The sequence below is a fragment of the Rhodoferax sp. GW821-FHT07F03 genome (genome assembly GCF_059418745.1).
Map to the genome: position 1 here is coordinate 212,974 of NZ_JBWKQM010000002.1, position 16,382 is coordinate 229,355.

Below are 16,382 nucleotides of genomic sequence, written 5' to 3' on the forward strand. Positions count from 1 at the left end.
TTATAGCTACTACCAGGCGTGCTGGCTGTTGTCTGGAAAACTGCCGTCTTTCACGGCGCGTACATAGGCTTCCATCGCGCCGCGCACGCTGGTGTTGTCCAGCATGAAGTTGCGTACAAAGCGCGGCATCTTACCTAAATTGATACCCAGCATGTCGTGCAGTACCAGCACCTGGCCGGCCGTGTCCTTGCCCGCACCGATGCCGATGGTGGCGCAGTGCTTGAGTTCGGTGGTCAGCTCGGCCGCCAGTGGGGCAGGCACCATTTCCAGTACCACCATGGCGGCGCCTGCATCTTGCAGCGCATGGGCGTGCAGGCGCAGCGTGCTGGCCGCCGCGTCGGAGCGGCCCTGTACGCGGTAGCCGCCCAGGGCGTGCACGGTTTGCGGCGTCAGGCCCAGGTGGGCGCAAACCGGTATGCCACGCTCGACCAGAAACTGCACGGTGTCGTTGGTCCAGCCGCCGCCTTCGAGCTTGACCATGTGTGCGCCAGCCTGCATCAGCACCGCCGCACTGCGCAGGGCTTGCTCACGGCCTTCGTGGTAGCTGCCAAACGGCAGGTCGGCAATCACCCAGGCAGTGGCCTGGGTACGTTGCAGGCCGCGCACCACGCTTTCGGTGTGGTAACGCATGGTCTCCAGGCTTACGCCCACGGTGTTGTGCAGGCCCTGGCAGACCATGCCCAGTGAGTCACCGACCAGCAGGCATTCCACGCCGGCGGCATCGGCCACGGCGGCGAAGGTGGCGTCATAGGCCGTCAGCATGGTGATCTTTTCGCCACGGTCGTGCATTTCCGCCAGGCGGGGCAGGCTGATGGGTTTGCGTTGCGCCAGCGGGCTGGCCGGGGGCAGGGTGCCGTAGGGAGAGGCAGCGGCGACGGTGGAGGTGTTCATGGCAAGTCCTTGATGGGCTCGACCGTATTCGGGTCGAGGGGGCCGATGTTACCCAGGCGGGCCTTCAGCGACTGGGGCTGGCCTGTCAGGATGGCGGCGTAGTTGGTGGTGTTGGACAAGACCTTTTTCACATAGTCGCGGGTCTCGGTGAACGGCACATTCTCGGCCCATATGGCGGCCTCCAGCACCGGGCCATTGCGCCAGCTGCGGGGCCGGCCCGGTCCGGCGTTGTAGGCTGCCGCAGCCAGGGCCATGGAGCCGGTGAAATCGTCCAGCACCAGCTTCAGGTAGCCGGTGCCGATGGTGATATTGGTGTCGCGGTCGTTCAGCTGGTCGGCGGTGAAGCCGGCCAGGCCGATCTTCTTGGCGGTCCAGCGGGCGGTGGCTGGCATCACTTGCATCAGGCCGGAGGCGCCTACGCCGGAGCGCGCGTCCATTACGAAGCGCGACTCCTGGCGTATCAGGCCGTAGACAAAAGCCGGGTCCAGGTTGATCTCGCGGCTGCGCCGCACCACGGTATCGCGGAAGGGCATGGGGAAGCGTTGGTCAAAATCCATCACACCCCGGGTGCGGTCGCTGGTGTTGATGCAGCGGTCCCATACTTCGCGCTGGCAGGCCAGCTCGGCGGCGGCCAGCAGCTCGCGGTCGTTCATGCCGCCGGGGCTGTGCAGATTGGTGGTGTAGTTCCATTCGCGGTTGCCTTCGCTGCGCAGGCCCAACTGGATGGCCGCCAGGCTGCGTTGCAGGCCGAGGTTGGCGCGGGCCGTGTCACGTTCCTCTGCCGTGGTGCTGGCCGGGCGCGGCGGTACGCTGATTTTCTGGCCCAACTCTTCCAACGCCAGCTGTTCGTAGAAGCCGCGTACGCCAGCAATGCTTTGCAACAGGCGCTTGGGCTCTTCGCGGTCCAGGTCGGATTTGGCCAGGGCCTGCAGTGCGCGTGCGCGCCAGTACACCCAGGTGGCGTCCTGTTGCCCGTCGTCGCCCATGGCTTCGGTGGCGTTCAGCACGTCTTTCCAGCGGCCCATGCGCAAAGCGCTGCGGGCCTTCCAGGCCAGCATGTCATCGGTCAGGTCACTGTCTTTGCTGACCTTGGCGAAGTAGTCCGGCGCGGCCAGTGATAGGCGCATGGCGGCCTGCTTGCCGATCACGCCCCAGGTCCAGTTGCGTTCCTCGGCATTGAGCTGCGAACCCCATTTGGCGTCCAGTACCGTGGCGGCCGCATCGGCATCGTTGATCGCCATCTTGATCACGGCCAGCATGATGATTTCGCGCCGCGTGCGTGACAGGGCGGTGACCTTGCTGGTCAGAAACTTGGCGGGGCTGTCGTTCAGGCTGTTCAGCAGGGGCAGCGATTCGGGTGCGACGATTTCCACAGCTTTGGCGGCCATGCGCGGGCGGTTGGCCTCTACCGCCAGCCGTGCCTTGCGCCAGATGTCCAGGTCCTTGAATTTCTTGGCGGCGTAGAGCTGGCCTGCGGCCTGGGTGCAGCCGTCGTCCGCGTCGCGCTGGGCGTACCAGTTGCGGCGTATTTCGTCCGCCAGGGCGGGCGGTGAATCGGCGCCTTGCTTGATCTGCTCGATCAGCAGGGCGTAGCAGCGTACCTCTCGGTCGTCCACCATGCGGTAGCGCGCGTGTTCGTCTTCAAACGTGGTCCAGTCTCGGCGCTGGCCCAGCAGCAGCAGCCAGTCGTTGCGCAGGCGGTCTTCCTGGTAGCTGGCCGGGAAGCGGCTGCTGAAGCTCTGCATGTCCAGGGGGGTCATTTCGTCCAGGCGCAGCCGCTGGTCCCAGTAGGCAGCCCAGGGCTCCAGGATATGGCCATGTACCTGGGGCAGCAGGGCAGCTACGCGCTTGCGGTCACCACGTTTGAAGGCTTGGTTGATGTCCACCATGGCGCTGTCGGCGACAGGATCGGACTTGGGTTGGCTACAGGCCGAGCCTGCGAATACGATACCGAGGGCGAGCGTGAACGATGTCAAAATGGCTGGAACTTGCATGTGGGGATTATGGACAACTCAATGAACGACAAGGCACTGGACAAAAAAGCCCTGCGCGAGGCGCTGGTCGCACAACGCCTGGAGATGCCCGACCGCTTGGAGCGTGCCGATTTGCTGCAAAGGGTGATGCGTATCTGGCTGGTGGGCCGGCCCGACACCGTGATTGGCGCCTACTGGCCCATCAAGGGCGAGTTCGATCCCTTGCCCGCCTTGCACCGCTGGAAAGAAGACGGTGAACTGCTGGATGGTCCGCAACTCAAGCGCATTGGTCTGCCCGTGGTCAACAAGCAGCACAAGACCATGACTTTCCACGCCTGGTACCCGGGCTGCCCCATGGAAGAAGATGCCTACGGCATTCTCAAGCCGCAGGCTACCGAGCTGGTGTTTCCCACGCTGCTGTTTGTGCCCTGCGTAGGCTATGCCGCCGGGGGCTACCGCCTTGGCTATGGTGGTGGTTTCTATGACCGCATGCTGGCCAGCCTGGACCCCAAGCCTTTCACGGTAGGTTTGGGCTTTACCCAGGGGTATTTGGATGAATTCGAGCCCGAGCCGCACGACGTGCCGCTTGACGCGATCCTGAACGATAACGGCGTCGTCTGGCCAGCTGGTTGAACACCCCCGGCCTTGCCCGCTTTGCCCCGACATCGGCTTGAAAAACCGAAGGCGCATGTGGCCGCCAACCCCCCTCGCATCGGTTTGTAAAACCGATGCGACATGCAGGGGGCGCAACCAGCGGCCTGGCCAAGCCAGTTCCGCGGTTGTTCTGGAACAGGTTTCGCTGTGCTCGCCCTACTGCGAGAAGGAAACCGGGTTTTTCTAGTTACGCCGGCTTGTAGGCAATAACGTCGATTTCCACCTTGGCGTCCACCATCAAACGGGCTTCGGTGGTGGAGCGAGCGGGTTTCTTTTCTCCAAAGTAGCCCATGTACACGCGGTTGAAGGCGCCGAAATCGCGGGCGTCTTCCAGCCACACCGTGGTCTTGCACACATCGTCCAGCGTGCAGTCTGCCAGGGCAAGCACTTGCGTTAGGTTCTTCATCACCTGGCGGGTCTGCGCTTCAATGCCACCGGCCACGATTTCGCCTTTTTCATCAGCTGGCACCTGGCCGGATACATAGATGAAGTCACCTGCGCGCACAGCGGGCGAGAAGGGGCGGGGTTGCTGGTCGGACGCGACGGGTGGGTTGCCTAAATGGATCAGCGGCATGCGGGGGGCTCCTGTGGGCGGGTTGGTTCAGGCCCCATTCTGGCACGCAGCGCGGTTTTTGCACCTCTTTGGTGAAAGTATTTTTCATAAAACAAGGGTGTTCACCTATTTTTTGGTGATTTTCCTTGGCATATTCTTTGCGTTGTGAAAATTACTTTCAATCCAAAGGATTCGCGATGAAGCCCTCCACCCCCGCCTTGCTCCGCCGTACGGTTCTGCTGCTGTCCATGGGCGCGGCTTTATTGCCTTGGGCCGTGCACGCACAGGCACCCAAGTCTGCCCTCAATCTGGCCATGGTGGCCGAGCCGCAAACCCTGGACCCGATGGCCAGTAGCGCCGATCTGGTGGGCACCATCATGCAGCACGTCTACGAGCCGCTGTTCACCTTTGATGCCAAATGGAATGTGGTGCCTATGCTGGCCGAAGCCATGCCCAAGGTATCGGCCGACGGCAAGCAATACACCATCACGCTGCGCACCGGCGTGCAACTGCACAACGGCCGGGCGTTGACTGCAGACGACGTGGTGGCCAGCCTGAAGCGCTGGATGGAAGTTTCGCCGCGCGGCAAGGCTCTGGCCAAAGAAGTCGATGACCTGTCTGCCAAAGGCCCGCTGACCATTACCATCAGCCTGAAAAATCCGTACGCACCGCTGCTGCCGCAGCTGGCTTTGCCATCGGGCATGGCGGCCATCATGGCCAAGGAGTCGATTGCCCAACCCTTGAAGGAATTTGTCGGTACCGGCCCTTACAAGTTCAAAGAGCGCCACCCGGATCAATACGTGCTGTTGACGCGTTTTGACGGCTATAGCGCACGCAAAGAAGCACCGAACGGCTACGGCGGCAAGAAGACGGCGGTGGTGGAAGAGTTGCGTTTCATCCCGGTGCCGAATGCCAACACCCGGGTCGAAGGCTCGCTTTCCGGCCAGTTCCAGTTTGCAGATCTGTTGCCCATCGAAGCCCTGCCGCGCCTGGAAAAAGCTACCGACAAGGTGATACCCATCATGACCCCGTCTTTTGGCTTCCCTTACCTGGTGTTCAACACCAAAGAAGGTGTGATGGCCCCGCTGGCCGTGCGTCAGGCCGTGCAAGTGGCGCTGGGCGAGGGCGAGATGCTGGCTGCCGGTTTTGGCGACACACGTTTCTTCACCGCCGAAGGCAACCATTTCCCCAAAGGCACGCCGTTCTATTCTGCTGCCGGTGCGGACCACTACAACGAACGCAACCCCGCCAAGGCCAAGGCGGCCGCCGCGGCGGCCGGCTACAAGGGCGACCCCATCCGCATCCTGACCAGCCGCCAGTATGACTTTCACTACAACATGGCCTTGATCATGGCCGAGCAGTTGAAGAAGGCCGGCTTCAAGGTGGATCTGAATGTGGTGGACTGGGCCACCCTGGTGCAGCGCCGCAACGACTCCAAGCTGTGGGACATCTATGTGACCCATTCCGGCCAGTTCCCCGAGCCCATGCTGTCGCCGCCGCAACTCGGCGATGGCGCGCCCGGCTGGTGGTCCACGCCCGCCAAGCAGGCCGCGCTATCCGCGCTGAACCAGGAAACCAACCCCGCCAAGCGCGCCGCGCTGTGGGGCAAGGTGCAGCAGGTGGTGTACGACGAAGTGCCTTACATCAACGTGGGCAAGTTCAACAGCCTGTCGGCCAAGTCGCCGGCGCTGGAGGGCTATACGCCCGCTACTTGGCCGTTCTTCTGGAACACCGGCTTGAAGAAGTAAACCGGGGCGGCCTGGTGCCGTCCTGATTCCGCCCCGTCCCGTCCCTTCCACCCATTCACAGGAAATGCCATGCCATCTCGTGTTACTGACCAGGAATTGCACTATGACCACACCGCTGCCAGCCGCAGACACTTTCTTAAAGCCACGGCCGTCGTTTCTGGTCTGGGAGCTTGGGGTTTGACCGCGCTGAGCACGCAAGCCGCTAGCTCTGGCCCGGTGTACGCGTACGTCGGTACTTACACCGATGGCGGCAAGCCCTGGCGCGGAGGCCGTGGCCTGGGCGTGCACCAGTTCGCGCTGAACAGTGCAACCGGCGCGCTGATGCCCATCGCCGGTGCACCGGCAGCGGTATTGAATACCGGCGACGCGGCCAGCAAGCTGCGCAACCCGGCCTCGTTGGCACGCCACCCATCGCTGCGCATGCTGTATGCCGGCAACGAGTTCTCTGCGGTGGCCGGCCCGGACAGCGGCGGCTCGGTATCGGCTTACCGCATCGAGGCCAATGGCGCGCTGTCATTCGTCGCCGAGATCGCCTGCGGCGGCAAGGACCCGGCGCACATCAGCGTCCACCCGGACGGCCGCTTCTTGTTCACCGCCAACTACTCGAGTGGCGATGTCAGCGTGATCGCGCTGCGCACCGATGGCGGCTTTGATGCCGACAAGCCAGTGGCTGTCTACAAGGATGTGGATGCCTGCGGCGGCACGCAGTGCAAACCCGGCGCCGATGTGGTGCCCAAGGCCGCACTGTCCCATGAGGGCTTTGCCACCAGCGACCACGACGGTCCGCATGCCCACATGGTGCACAGCGACCCGGGCGGCAACTTTGTGCTGGTGGCCGATCTGGGCCTGGACCGTGTGATCTCCTACAAGTTCGACCGCAGCACGGGCGTGCTGAGCCAGCCCAGCAGCGTGGCGGTGTCGGAAAGCTCGGGCGCGCGGCATTTCTGCTTCCACCCGAATGGCAAGTGGCTGTACCTCGTGAACGAAGAGGCATCGACGATTGCCTTCATGCGCTACCACAGTGGCACGGGTGTGCTGACCCTGGTGAGCGAAACCTCGGCCTTGCCGCCGGGCTTCAAAGGCACCAGCTATGCGTCCGGCATCCGCATGCTGCCCGATGGCCAGCACTTTGTGTCCTTGAACCGCTTGCACGACTCGATCTCGCTGTTCAAGATCAATGCTGCTGGCGAGCCTAAGCTGGTGCGTGAAGAGTGGACGCGTGGCAACTACCCGCGCAGCTGTACCCTCGACCCGAGCGGCAAGTTCTTGTACGTCTGCCATAACAAGCAAGGCGACAACGTGACCATCTTCCGGGTAACCAAGGGCGACATTCAATTCACTGGCCAGTACGTGGCGGTGGGCAGTGCATCCTCGATAGAGTTCTCTGCGTAGGTTTTTTGAAAATATCCGCAGCGGGCTTTCGCTGCTGCGGCTGGTTTGCTTGAGGAGAAATTCTGTGTATCGCTATATTGCCTCCCGCATCGCGGGCATGCTGGTGGTGATGGCGCTGGTAGCGGTACTGGTGTTCATCCTCACGCGGGCCGCGTCCGGCGACCCGATCTCGGTGCTGCTGGGCGACCAGGCCACGGCCGAAGACATTGTCCGCGTGCAGCGCGAATACGGGTTGGACCAGCCCCTGGTGGTGCAATTCGGCTACTGGCTGAAAGAGCTGGCGCACGGCAACCTGGGCCAGTCCATCTTCTTGCAGCGCCCTGTGACCCAGGCGCTGTGGGAGCGGGCCGAGCCCACCACCTTGCTGGCCCTGCTGGCGGTGGCCATTGCCGCATTGATCGGCGTACCTAGCGGCATCGTTTCTGCGGTGTACCGCGGCAAGTGGATCGACCAGGTGGTGACCGGGCTGGCCATGCTCGGTGCCAGCATTCCCAGCTTCTGGCTGGGCTTGGTGTTGATGCAGATTTTTGCCGTGGCGCTGGGCTGGTTCCCGGTGTCTGGCTATGGCGATCCGGGCGCGACGCTGGGCGAGCGCCTGCACTATCTGGTGCTGCCGGCCACCGTGCTCGGCGTATTGAATTCGGCGCTGATCATCCGCTTCACCCGCGCGTCCATGCTCGACGTGCTGGAAGAGGACTATGTGCGCACCGCCCGCGCCAAGGGCCTGACCGAGAAGGTCGTCATCCTCAAGCACGCGCTGCGCAATGCGCTGGTGCCCATCGTCACCGTGCTCGGTCTGACCACGGCCCTGATGATCGGCGGCGCGGTGGTGACCGAGACCGTGTTCGGCCTGCCTGGCGTTGGCAACCTGGTGGTGAACGCCGTGTTGCGCCGCGACTATCCCGTCATCCAGGGCGCTCTGCTGGTGATCGCCGTGATCTACGTGGTCATCAATTTCCTGGTCGATCTGCTTTACATGCTGGTCGATCCACGTGTGAAGTATTGAGCTTGTTCCGTTATGAAAATCCCCCACGTTCTCCAAAAACTATTCCGCCGCCGCATCGTGCTGGCGGCCGCCATCTGCTTGCTGCTGGTGGTCATCGTGGCCATTTTTGCCAGCGTGCTGACGCCGTTTGACCCGAACGACACAGCAGTCAGCCAGCGCCTGTCCAAACCGACGATGGAGCACATCCTGGGCACCGATGAACTCGGCCGCGACCTGTTCGCCCGTATCGCATTTGGCGGGCGTTATTCGCTCACCATCGCCGCACTGACTGCGGGAGGCGCTATCGTTTTTGGTACCTTGTTCGGTCTGCTGGCCGGCTTCTTTCGCAAGCTGGATGCGCCGGTGATGCGGGTGGTGGACGCGATGATGTCCTTCCCTGACATCCTGCTGGCGATCGCCTTGGTGGCGATCCTGGGCCCGTCGATGCTGAACGTGGTGCTGGCCCTGGTGCTGGTCTACACGCCACGGGTGGCGCGGGTGGTGCGTGCCTCGACGCTGGTGGTGCGCGAGCTGTTGTTTGTCGAAGCCGCACGTGCGCTCGGTGTCTCCACCGGGCGCATTCTGTGGCGGCATATCCTGCCGAACCTGATGTCGCCGATCCTGGTGCAAACCTCGTTCATCTTTGCCTACGCCATCCTGGCCGAAGCCGCCTTGTCCTTTCTGGGGGTCGGCGTGCCGCCCGAGATTCCCACCTGGGGCACGATGGTCGCCGGCAGCCAGCAGTATGCGCAGCAGGCGCTGTGGATCGTGCTGTTCCCCGGCCTGGCCATCATCCTGACGGCGCTGTCGCTGCAACTGCTGGGCGATGGTGTGCGTGACCTGCTGGACCCCCGGCTGAAGAAGTCCCTGTAAAACTATGTCTATCCCCACGACCCCCCCGACTCCCAGCCACACACGGCTGGATGTACGCCATCTCAGCACCTTTTTTGACACTGACGAAGGCCTGATCCGCTCGGTGGCCGATGTCAGCTTCCAGATCCACCCGGGCCGCACCACCGCGCTGGTAGGCGAGTCTGGTTCGGGCAAGTCCGTCACCAGCCTGACCCTGATGCGCCTGCTGTCGCGCAGCGCCAGCACCCAGGTCAGCGGCGAGGCGCTGTTCACCCAGCGCGACGGCCGCACGGTGGATCTGCTGCAGCTGCCTGAGTCGCAGATGCGCGCCATCCGCGGCAACGAGATTGCAATGATCTTCCAGGAGCCGATGACCAGCCTGAACCCGGTCTTCACCGTCGGTGAGCAGATCGCCGAATCGGCCCGCCTGCACCTGGGCCTGGACGCCGCTGCCGCCATGGCCCACGCCCAGCGCATGCTGGAGCTGGTGGAGATTCCGGCTGCTGCCCAGCGCGTCAAAGAGTATCCGCATCAGCTGTCGGGCGGCATGCGCCAGCGCGTGATGATTGCGCTGGCCATGGCTTGCAACCCGACGCTGCTGATCGCCGACGAGCCGACCACCGCACTGGACGTGACCATCCAGGCGCAGATCCTGGCGCTGATGCGGCGCCTGCAGGCCGAGACCGGCATGGGCATTCTGTTCATCACCCACAACCTCGGCGTGGTGGCCCACCACGCGGACGAGGTGGCGGTGATGTACGCTGGCCGCATCGTCGAGGCGGCTCCCGTGGTCGAACTGTTTGCCCAGCCGCGCCATCCCTACACCCAGGGCCTGCTGGCCTGCCTGCCGGCGCAGCAGCGCAAACGCGCGCTGAACGCAGACGGCAAACGCCGCCTGTACGCGATCCGAGGCCAGGTTTCGAGTCCCTTGTCACCGCCACCCGGCTGCGCGTTCGCACCGCGCTGCGATCTGGCGCTGCCGCTGTGCCAGCAAGCCATGCCGACGCTGAATGCCGAAGGTCCGGGTCGCTGGGCCCGCTGCGTGCTGCCGATAGAGCAGCGCAACGTGATGCAGCACAAGGAGGCCGCATGAGCGAGGCCCTGATTGAGGTGCGCGGCCTGCACAAGTATTTCGGCGCCAGCACGCGTCCGGTGCGCGCGGTGGACGACGTGTCGTTCGCCATTCAGCGCGGCGAAACCCTGGGCCTGGTGGGCGAGTCGGGCTCCGGCAAAAGCACCATAGGCCGAACCCTGCTGCGCCTGGTGGAAAGCACGCAAGGCCAGGTGCTGTACCGCGGCGAAGACCTGGGTAAAGTGTCCGACAGCCGCATGCGCGCGCTGCGCAGCAAGCTGCAGATGATCTTCCAGGACCCGTATGCCAGCCTGAACCCGAAGATGCGCATCCGCGACATTCTGGGTGAAGCGCTGCAGGTGCATGGCCTGCATGCCGGCAAGCAGGCGCGCGCCGCGCGCATTGCCGAATTGCTGGAAACCGTGGGCCTGCGGCCTGAGCACGCGGCACGCTACCCACACGAATTTTCCGGCGGCCAGCGCCAGCGCATAGGCGTGGCCCGTGCCTTGGCGGTGGAGCCTGAATTCATCGTCGCCGACGAGCCGCTGTCGGCACTGGACGTGTCCATCCAGGCCCAGGTGGTGAACCTGCTGTGCGACCTGCGCGACAAGCTGTCGCTGACCATGCTGTTCATCTCGCACGATCTGGACGTGGTCGAATACCTGTGCGACCGCGTGGTCGTGCTGTACCTGGGCCGGGTGATGGAGGTGGCGCCTACAGCCGATCTGTTCAGCCAGCCGCTGCACCCGTACACCCAGGCGCTGCTGGCCGCATCGCCCAAGCCCGACCCGCAGCACAAGAGCGTGCACGTGCCGCTGCAGGGCGACATCCCCAGCCCGATCGACCCGCCGTCTGGCTGCGTCTTCCGTACCCGCTGCCCGCACGCGATGGCGCTGTGTGCCGAGCAGCGGCCTGAACTCAAGGACATGGGGCAGGGCCGTTTCAAGGCTTGCCTGCGCGATGATCTACCCCTGGTGAACATGGAATGAATATGACTCTGCAAGATATCCTGGACCCCCAACTCGACGCCTCGTTCAAAGGCTTTCCGCAGAACACGGCTCCGCTGCGCCGTTCTGCCGTAGCAGCACAAGGCTGGAATGTGCTGGACGGCGATCTGCCGCTGCCGCTGGCCATCGTCAAGCGCGACGCGGTGACGCACAACCTGTCGTGGATGCAGCGCTTCGCCACCGAGCGCGGTGTCGACATGGCGCCGCATGGGAAGACCACCATGTCGCCCCAGCTGTTCCAGCGCCAGCTGGATGCGGGCGCCTGGGGCCTGACCTTTGCCACCGTCAGCCAGGTGCGTGCCGGCGCCACCACCGGCGCACGCCGCTGCCTGATCGCCAACCAGGTGCTGACCGCCTCCGATCTGCAGGGCATACAGAGCCTGCAGCAGGAATTCACCGGTCTGCGGATTGCCTTTTTGGTGGATTCGCTGGCCCAGCTGGATCTGATCGAAGCCTGGTTCAACGCCCACCCGCAAGCCACTCCGTTTGAAGTGATGATCGAGATCGGCGTGCCCGGCGGCCGCACCGGTTGCCGCAACCACGCCGATGCGCTGGCCCTGGCCGAGCGCCTGCACCAGAGCGCGGCAGTGCGCCTGGTCGGCATCGAATGCTACGAAGGCGGCGGCGCCAGCGGCAAGACCGAGCCCGACAGCGCCTACGCCGATGCGCTGATGCAGCGCGTTGCCGCCATCGCCCAGGCCTGCGATGCGGCAGGCTGGTTTGCCGACGACGAAGTGCTGATCACGGCCGGCGGCTCGGCGATTTTTGACCTGGTGGCCGAGCAACTGAAGCCTGCGCTGTCGCGCCCGGTGCGAGGCCTGCTGCGCTCGGGCTGCTATGTGACGCACGACCACGGTTTTTACAAGCGCATGGTGAATGCGGTGAACCAGCGCCTGGGCTGCGAGGACGGCCTGCACCCGGCGATCGAAGTCTGGGCCAGCGTGCAGTCCTGCCCCGAACCGGGCCTGGCGATCCTGGCCGTCGGGCGGCGCGACCTGTCGTACGACCTCGATTTGCCCACGCCGATTGCCTACAGCCCGCGCGGCGGCCGCAGCATCACCACCGCACCTGCCGACTGGACTGTCAGCGCTTTGAACGACCAGCATGCCTATCTGCGCTGGACCGAGGCTGGCAGCGCGCTGCTGCAGGTCGGCGACCGTGTGGCGCTGGGGATTTCGCACCCTTGCACCACCTTCGACAAATGGCGCTGGATGCCGGTGGTCGATGCCGACTATGGCGTCTGTGATGCGCTGGTCACCTGTTTCTGAAAGCCTGCATGTCCTCTGGCGTACTCCAAAAAATCGCGGCCCTGATGGTCAGCGCACCGGCCGGCCGGCGCAAGGTGCTGGCCCTGGTGCTGCAAGACCCCGAGCGCGTGCTCGATGAAAGTTTTGAAGCCCTGGCCCAGCGCGCCGGCAGCTCGGTGCCCACCATCATGCGCACCTGCCGCGACCTCGGTTATCCGGGCCTGCGTGAATTCAAGCTGGCGCTGGCGCAGGAGATGGCGGTTGGCGGCTCGCCCCTGCACCGCAAGGTGCGGTTGGAGGACGATGCGGCCCAGGTGATCACCAAGGTCATCAAGGGCGCGGCCTCGGCCATCAACAGCGTGCCTGCCCAACTGAGCGTGGAGGCGGTGGAAGCCGCGGCCCGCGCCATGGCGGCGGCCACGCGGGTGGATTGCTACAGCGTCGGTGCCACATCCAGCTTCATGGCATCCGACATGCAGGCGCGCTTGTTCCGCCTGGGGCTGGTGGCGAATGCCTATCTGGACATGCATCTGCAGCTGGTGTCGGCCGCCACGCAGATGCCGGGCGGCGTGGTGTTTGCCATCTCGCATGTGGGGCGCATGCCCTCGCTGATCGAGGCGGTGGATGTGGCGCGCAGCCAGGGCGCCACGGTGATTGCGCTGACCCAGCAAGACAGCCTGCTGGCCCAGCATGCCGACATCGTGCTCGGCATCCATGTGCCTGAAGACCCGGTGATGCATGTCGGCACCGAAGCCTATCTGGTGCATTTGACGGTGATCGAAATTTTGACGGTACTGGTGGCCCAGCGTTTGGGCGACCAGGCGGTGAAGCGTCTTAGTGGTGTGCATGAAATCCTCAGCACCCGCGGCGTGGATATGCGGCACCACCCGCAGCTCAGCTGGGGCGTAGACCCTGCCGAGCCCGGAGACGGCGCATGACGCAAGCCGCTGTGCTGCTGGAGCAGGGCCGCATCATCGACGGCACGGGCGCGCCCGCCTGGGTGGGCGACGTGCTGCTGCAGGGCGACCGCATCGCCGCCATGGGCCCCAAGCTCGCCATAGATCTGCCCGGGCTGCAGCGCGTGGACTGCCGCTACCGCGTGATCGCGCCCGGCTTCATCGACGTGCACACCCACGACGACAACCTGGTGCTGCAATCGCCCGGCATGTGGCCCAAGTTGTCGCAGGGTATCACCACGGTGGTGACCGGCAACTGCGGTATTTCGCTCGCGCCCTACCAGGTACAGCAGCCGCTGCCGCCGCTAAATCTGCTGGGCCATGACGCGTTCAAATACCCGGCTTTTGAGGCCTATACCGTGGCGGTCGACCAGGCCCAGCCGGCGGTGAATGTGGCTTCGCTGATCGGCCACACCACCTTGCGCTTTGCCTGCATGGCCGACATGGACCAGCCGGCCAGCGCGGAGGAGCTGGAGCGCATGTGCGCGCTGCTGGCCGACTGCATGGCCCAGGGCGCGACGGGCTTGTCGTCCGGCCTGTTCTACGAGCCGGCGTTTGCCGCGCCCATGGAGGAGGTGGTCCGCCTGGCCCAAGTGGTGGCGCAGTTCGACGGCGTCTACGCCACCCACTTGCGCAGCGAGATGGCGGCCATCATCGAGGCCTTGCATGAGGCCGGCGACACCGCCCACATCGCCGGCGTGCCGCTGATCATCTCGCACCACAAATGCGCGGGCCCGGCCAACTGGGGCCGTACCTTGCAGACCCTGCCGCTGATCGAGAAGCTGGCCGAACGGCAGAGCGTGGCCATGGACGTCTACCCCTACCTGGCCGGCTCCACCGTGCTGCGCGAGGACCTGGTGGACGGCGTGATCGACGTGCTGCTCAGCTGGTCGACCCCGCACCCGGAGATGGTGGGCCGCCTGCTGGCCGACATCGCGGCCGAGTGGGGCGTAGACCAGCAAACCGCCTGCCAGCGCCTGCAGCCCGGCGGCGCCTGCTACTTCCAGATGCACGAGGACGATGTCAAGCGCGTGCTGGCCCATCCCTTGAGCATGATCGGCTCGGACGGCCTGCCGCACGACCAGCATCCGCATCCGCGCCTGTGGGGCGCGTTCCCGCGCGTGCTGGGCCGCTATGCGCGCGACGAGCAGCTGTTCACACTGGAGCAGGCGGTCTACAAGATGACGGGGCTGTCGGCGCGCAACTTCCGCCTGCAGCAGCGCGGCCAGCTGCAACCCGGCTGGTTTGCCGATGTGGTGGTGTTCGACCCGGCACGGGTGCAGGACATGGCCAGCTACGCGAGTCCGCTGGAGCGCTCCATCGGCATCGAACAGGTGTTCGTCAACGGCCAGCTGGCCTGCGAAGCCGGTGCCGACGGCGTGCTGCAGCGGGCTGGGCGCATGCTCACGCGTCAGTCGAAGTGATCTACCGTATCCGGGTCCGGCGCATCGCCTATGGCTTTGCGGGTCGCCAGGGCCTGTAGCTGCAGCCAAGCGCAGAAGGCCTTGATTTCGGGCCGGTCTGCGCTGCGCGGGCCGACCACCATCCAGTAGGCCACGGGTGAGTCCAGCCGCATATGCGGCAGTATTTCCACTAGATCACCACTGGCCAGGCTGTCGGCAATCAGCGGCATGCGCGCCAGCGCGATGCCTTGCCCGGTGAGCGCGGCCTGGGCGATTTGATGGGCGTAGTTGAAGAACATCCAGCGTTTGGGTTCTATATGCTCCAGCTGGTGCACCTCAAACCAGCGCCGCCAGGACAGCCATTCCAGGTGGTTCGCACGGTGTGCGTCACCAGCCTCGATCAGTGCGAAATGCGCCAGATCTTCGCCGCGCACCAGGGGCTGGCCGGTTTTCAGTAGCCAGGGGCTGGCCACGGCGGTCAGCTGTTCGCCAAACATGCGTACCGCGCCTGGCGGCACCATGTCGGCCTTGGCGTAGCGCAGGGCCAGGTCCACATCGGCGGTTTCCAGGTCGATCAGGTTGTCGGTGGCGTCGATGCGGATGTCGATGTCCGGGAATTCGTTCTGGAAGGCCTCCAGCCGGGTGATCAGCCACATGGACGCAAACGAGGCCCAGGTGCTGACGGCCACGCTTTTGCGCCCCGCGCTGCGGCGGATCATGCGCACCGTGCTGTCCAATTGCTCCAGCGCGTGCGTCACGCTGCGCATCAATTGGGAGCCCGCGCCGGTCAGCTCGACAGCCCGGGTGTGGCGCAGGAACAGCGGTACGCCGACTTCTTCCTCCAACGCCTGGATCTGTCGGCTGACGGCCGATTGGGTGAGTGCCAGCTCTTCGGAGGCGGCGCGGAAGTTCAGGTGCCGGGCCACGGCGGTGAAAGCGCGCAGCTGGCCCACGCTGATGGGGCGGGTACGTAAATGGGTTTGCGGTTGGAGCATGGGGGGAGTGTGCCATTCATGCGGTTTGGGAATCAATAACCCGGTCCGATTTCATTGGACCCCGTGAACGACAAGAACGATGATTCATTCCCAAAACGACATTATCTGGAGTACACCATGTCTACCACCCTTGCATTGCAATCCACTCTTTCTGCGGCCGCTCTGACGGAATGCTGGAAGCTGGATGCGGGGCACGCTACCACGTTGCAACCGCGTCAGCCTGGCGTGTTCCGTGTGGCGCAGGGGAAGATTTGGGCCACCATGGACGGCCCGCACACCGGCCACACCATGGTGCTAGGCGATCACATCCTCCATGCCGGCGATAGCCTGACGCTTCAAGCAGGCCAGCGCCTGGTGGTTGAATCCTGGTACCTGGGTGCCCAGGCTAGTCAGGCGGAGGCTGCCTACTTCAGCTGGGAGCCACAGACCGAGGCGGTCTGGGACGGCCGTCAGGAAGCCGCCAGTGCCGGTGCCCAATGGCGCGGCGGTGTGGTCCAGCCGGGCCGCGACCTGGCATTGGCCCTGCGTTCCGCCGCCGCGGCTGTCGGGCGTTTGGCCATGGGCCTGGTCGGCCTGGGCGACACCCTGGTGGCCGGGCGTGGCCGCACTGCCTGAGCTGGGTTGCTATTAAATATGTAGCTACTTGCGCAGGTA

At 64.6% G+C, this 16,382-nt stretch carries 15 protein-coding genes; 11 read left to right on the forward strand and 4 right to left on the reverse strand.

Going from position 1 to position 16,382, the window contains the following annotated elements:
• Nucleotides 1–9: 9 nt before the first annotated feature.
• Nucleotides 10–891 carry a 3-methyl-2-oxobutanoate hydroxymethyltransferase gene (panB, locus tag AC07R0_RS03615; RefSeq protein ID WP_495103825.1) on the reverse strand — a complete coding sequence of 294 codons (882 nt, stop codon included), beginning with the start codon at nt 889–891 and terminating at the stop codon, nt 10–12.
• Nucleotides 888–2,885, reverse strand: a complete 1,998-nt coding sequence (locus tag AC07R0_RS03620; RefSeq protein ID WP_495103826.1) for a lytic transglycosylase domain-containing protein — start codon at nt 2,883–2,885, stop codon at nt 888–890. The genes panB and AC07R0_RS03620 overlap by 4 nt, the downstream gene beginning before the upstream one ends.
• Nucleotides 2,886–2,921: 36 nt before the next feature.
• Here AC07R0_RS03620 and AC07R0_RS03625 point away from each other — a divergent pair, with 36 nt between their 5' ends.
• Nucleotides 2,922–3,497 carry a 5-formyltetrahydrofolate cyclo-ligase gene (locus AC07R0_RS03625; protein WP_495103959.1) on the forward strand — a complete coding sequence of 192 codons (576 nt, stop codon included), beginning with the start codon at nt 2,922–2,924 and terminating at the stop codon, nt 3,495–3,497.
• A 208-nt stretch (nt 3,498–3,705) separates the two neighbouring features.
• Here the strand turns inward: AC07R0_RS03625 and AC07R0_RS03630 are convergent, their stop codons facing one another.
• Nucleotides 3,706–4,092 carry a RidA family protein gene (locus tag AC07R0_RS03630; protein WP_495103827.1) on the reverse strand — a complete coding sequence of 129 codons (387 nt, stop codon included), beginning with the start codon at nt 4,090–4,092 and terminating at the stop codon, nt 3,706–3,708.
• Nucleotides 4,093–4,268: 176 nt separating this feature from the next.
• Between AC07R0_RS03630 and AC07R0_RS03635 the strand changes: the two genes are divergently transcribed.
• The 9 genes from AC07R0_RS03635 to AC07R0_RS03675 all read left to right on the forward strand — a co-directional run bounded on the left by AC07R0_RS03635 (nt 4,269) and on the right by AC07R0_RS03675 (nt 14,754).
• Nucleotides 4,269–5,819 carry an ABC transporter substrate-binding protein gene (locus AC07R0_RS03635; RefSeq protein WP_495103828.1) on the forward strand — a complete coding sequence of 517 codons (1,551 nt, stop codon included), beginning with the start codon at nt 4,269–4,271 and terminating at the stop codon, nt 5,817–5,819.
• 69 nt (nt 5,820–5,888) lie between these two features.
• On the forward strand, nt 5,889–7,211 hold the full coding sequence (locus AC07R0_RS03640; protein WP_495103829.1) for a lactonase family protein: 1,323 nt from the start codon (nt 5,889–5,891) through the stop codon (nt 7,209–7,211).
• Nucleotides 7,212–7,275: 64 nt separating this feature from the next.
• Nucleotides 7,276–8,217 carry an ABC transporter permease gene (locus AC07R0_RS03645; protein ID WP_495073868.1) on the forward strand — a complete coding sequence of 314 codons (942 nt, stop codon included), beginning with the start codon at nt 7,276–7,278 and terminating at the stop codon, nt 8,215–8,217.
• A 12-nt stretch (nt 8,218–8,229) separates the two neighbouring features.
• Nucleotides 8,230–9,069, forward strand: a complete 840-nt coding sequence (locus AC07R0_RS03650; protein WP_495097019.1) for an ABC transporter permease — start codon at nt 8,230–8,232, stop codon at nt 9,067–9,069.
• A 4-nt stretch (nt 9,070–9,073) separates the two neighbouring features.
• Nucleotides 9,074–10,141: an ABC transporter ATP-binding protein gene (locus AC07R0_RS03655; protein WP_495103830.1), complete on the forward strand. Its 1,068-nt coding sequence runs from the start codon at nt 9,074–9,076 to the stop codon at nt 10,139–10,141.
• Nucleotides 10,138–11,109, forward strand: coding sequence for an ABC transporter ATP-binding protein (locus AC07R0_RS03660; RefSeq protein ID WP_495103831.1), 972 nt, complete (start codon nt 10,138–10,140; stop codon nt 11,107–11,109). Before AC07R0_RS03655 ends, AC07R0_RS03660 begins: the two co-directional genes overlap by 4 nt.
• Nucleotides 11,110–11,111: 2 nt before the next feature.
• The gene (locus AC07R0_RS03665; protein ID WP_495103832.1) at nt 11,112–12,395 is read left to right on the forward strand and encodes an amino acid deaminase; all 1,284 of its coding nucleotides are present in this window, start codon (nt 11,112–11,114) and stop codon (nt 12,393–12,395) included.
• A gap of 8 nt (nt 12,396–12,403) precedes the next feature.
• A complete protein-coding gene (locus AC07R0_RS03670; protein ID WP_495103833.1) occupies nt 12,404–13,312 on the forward strand; it encodes a MurR/RpiR family transcriptional regulator in 909 nt (302 codons plus the stop codon).
• Nucleotides 13,309–14,754: an N-acyl-D-amino-acid deacylase family protein gene (locus AC07R0_RS03675; RefSeq protein WP_495103834.1), complete on the forward strand. Its 1,446-nt coding sequence runs from the start codon at nt 13,309–13,311 to the stop codon at nt 14,752–14,754. The genes AC07R0_RS03670 and AC07R0_RS03675 overlap by 4 nt, the downstream gene beginning before the upstream one ends.
• On the opposite strand, the gene AC07R0_RS03680 is transcribed toward AC07R0_RS03675, so the two are convergent.
• On the reverse strand, nt 14,742–15,728 hold the full coding sequence (locus AC07R0_RS03680; RefSeq protein ID WP_495103835.1) for a LysR substrate-binding domain-containing protein: 987 nt from the start codon (nt 15,726–15,728) through the stop codon (nt 14,742–14,744). The genes AC07R0_RS03675 and AC07R0_RS03680 overlap by 13 nt on opposite strands.
• A 117-nt stretch (nt 15,729–15,845) precedes the next feature.
• Between AC07R0_RS03680 and AC07R0_RS03685 the strand changes: the two genes are divergently transcribed.
• A complete protein-coding gene (locus AC07R0_RS03685) occupies nt 15,846–16,343 on the forward strand; it encodes a DUF2917 domain-containing protein (protein WP_495103836.1) in 498 nt (165 codons plus the stop codon).
• The last annotated feature ends 39 nt before the right edge of the window (nt 16,344–16,382 follow it).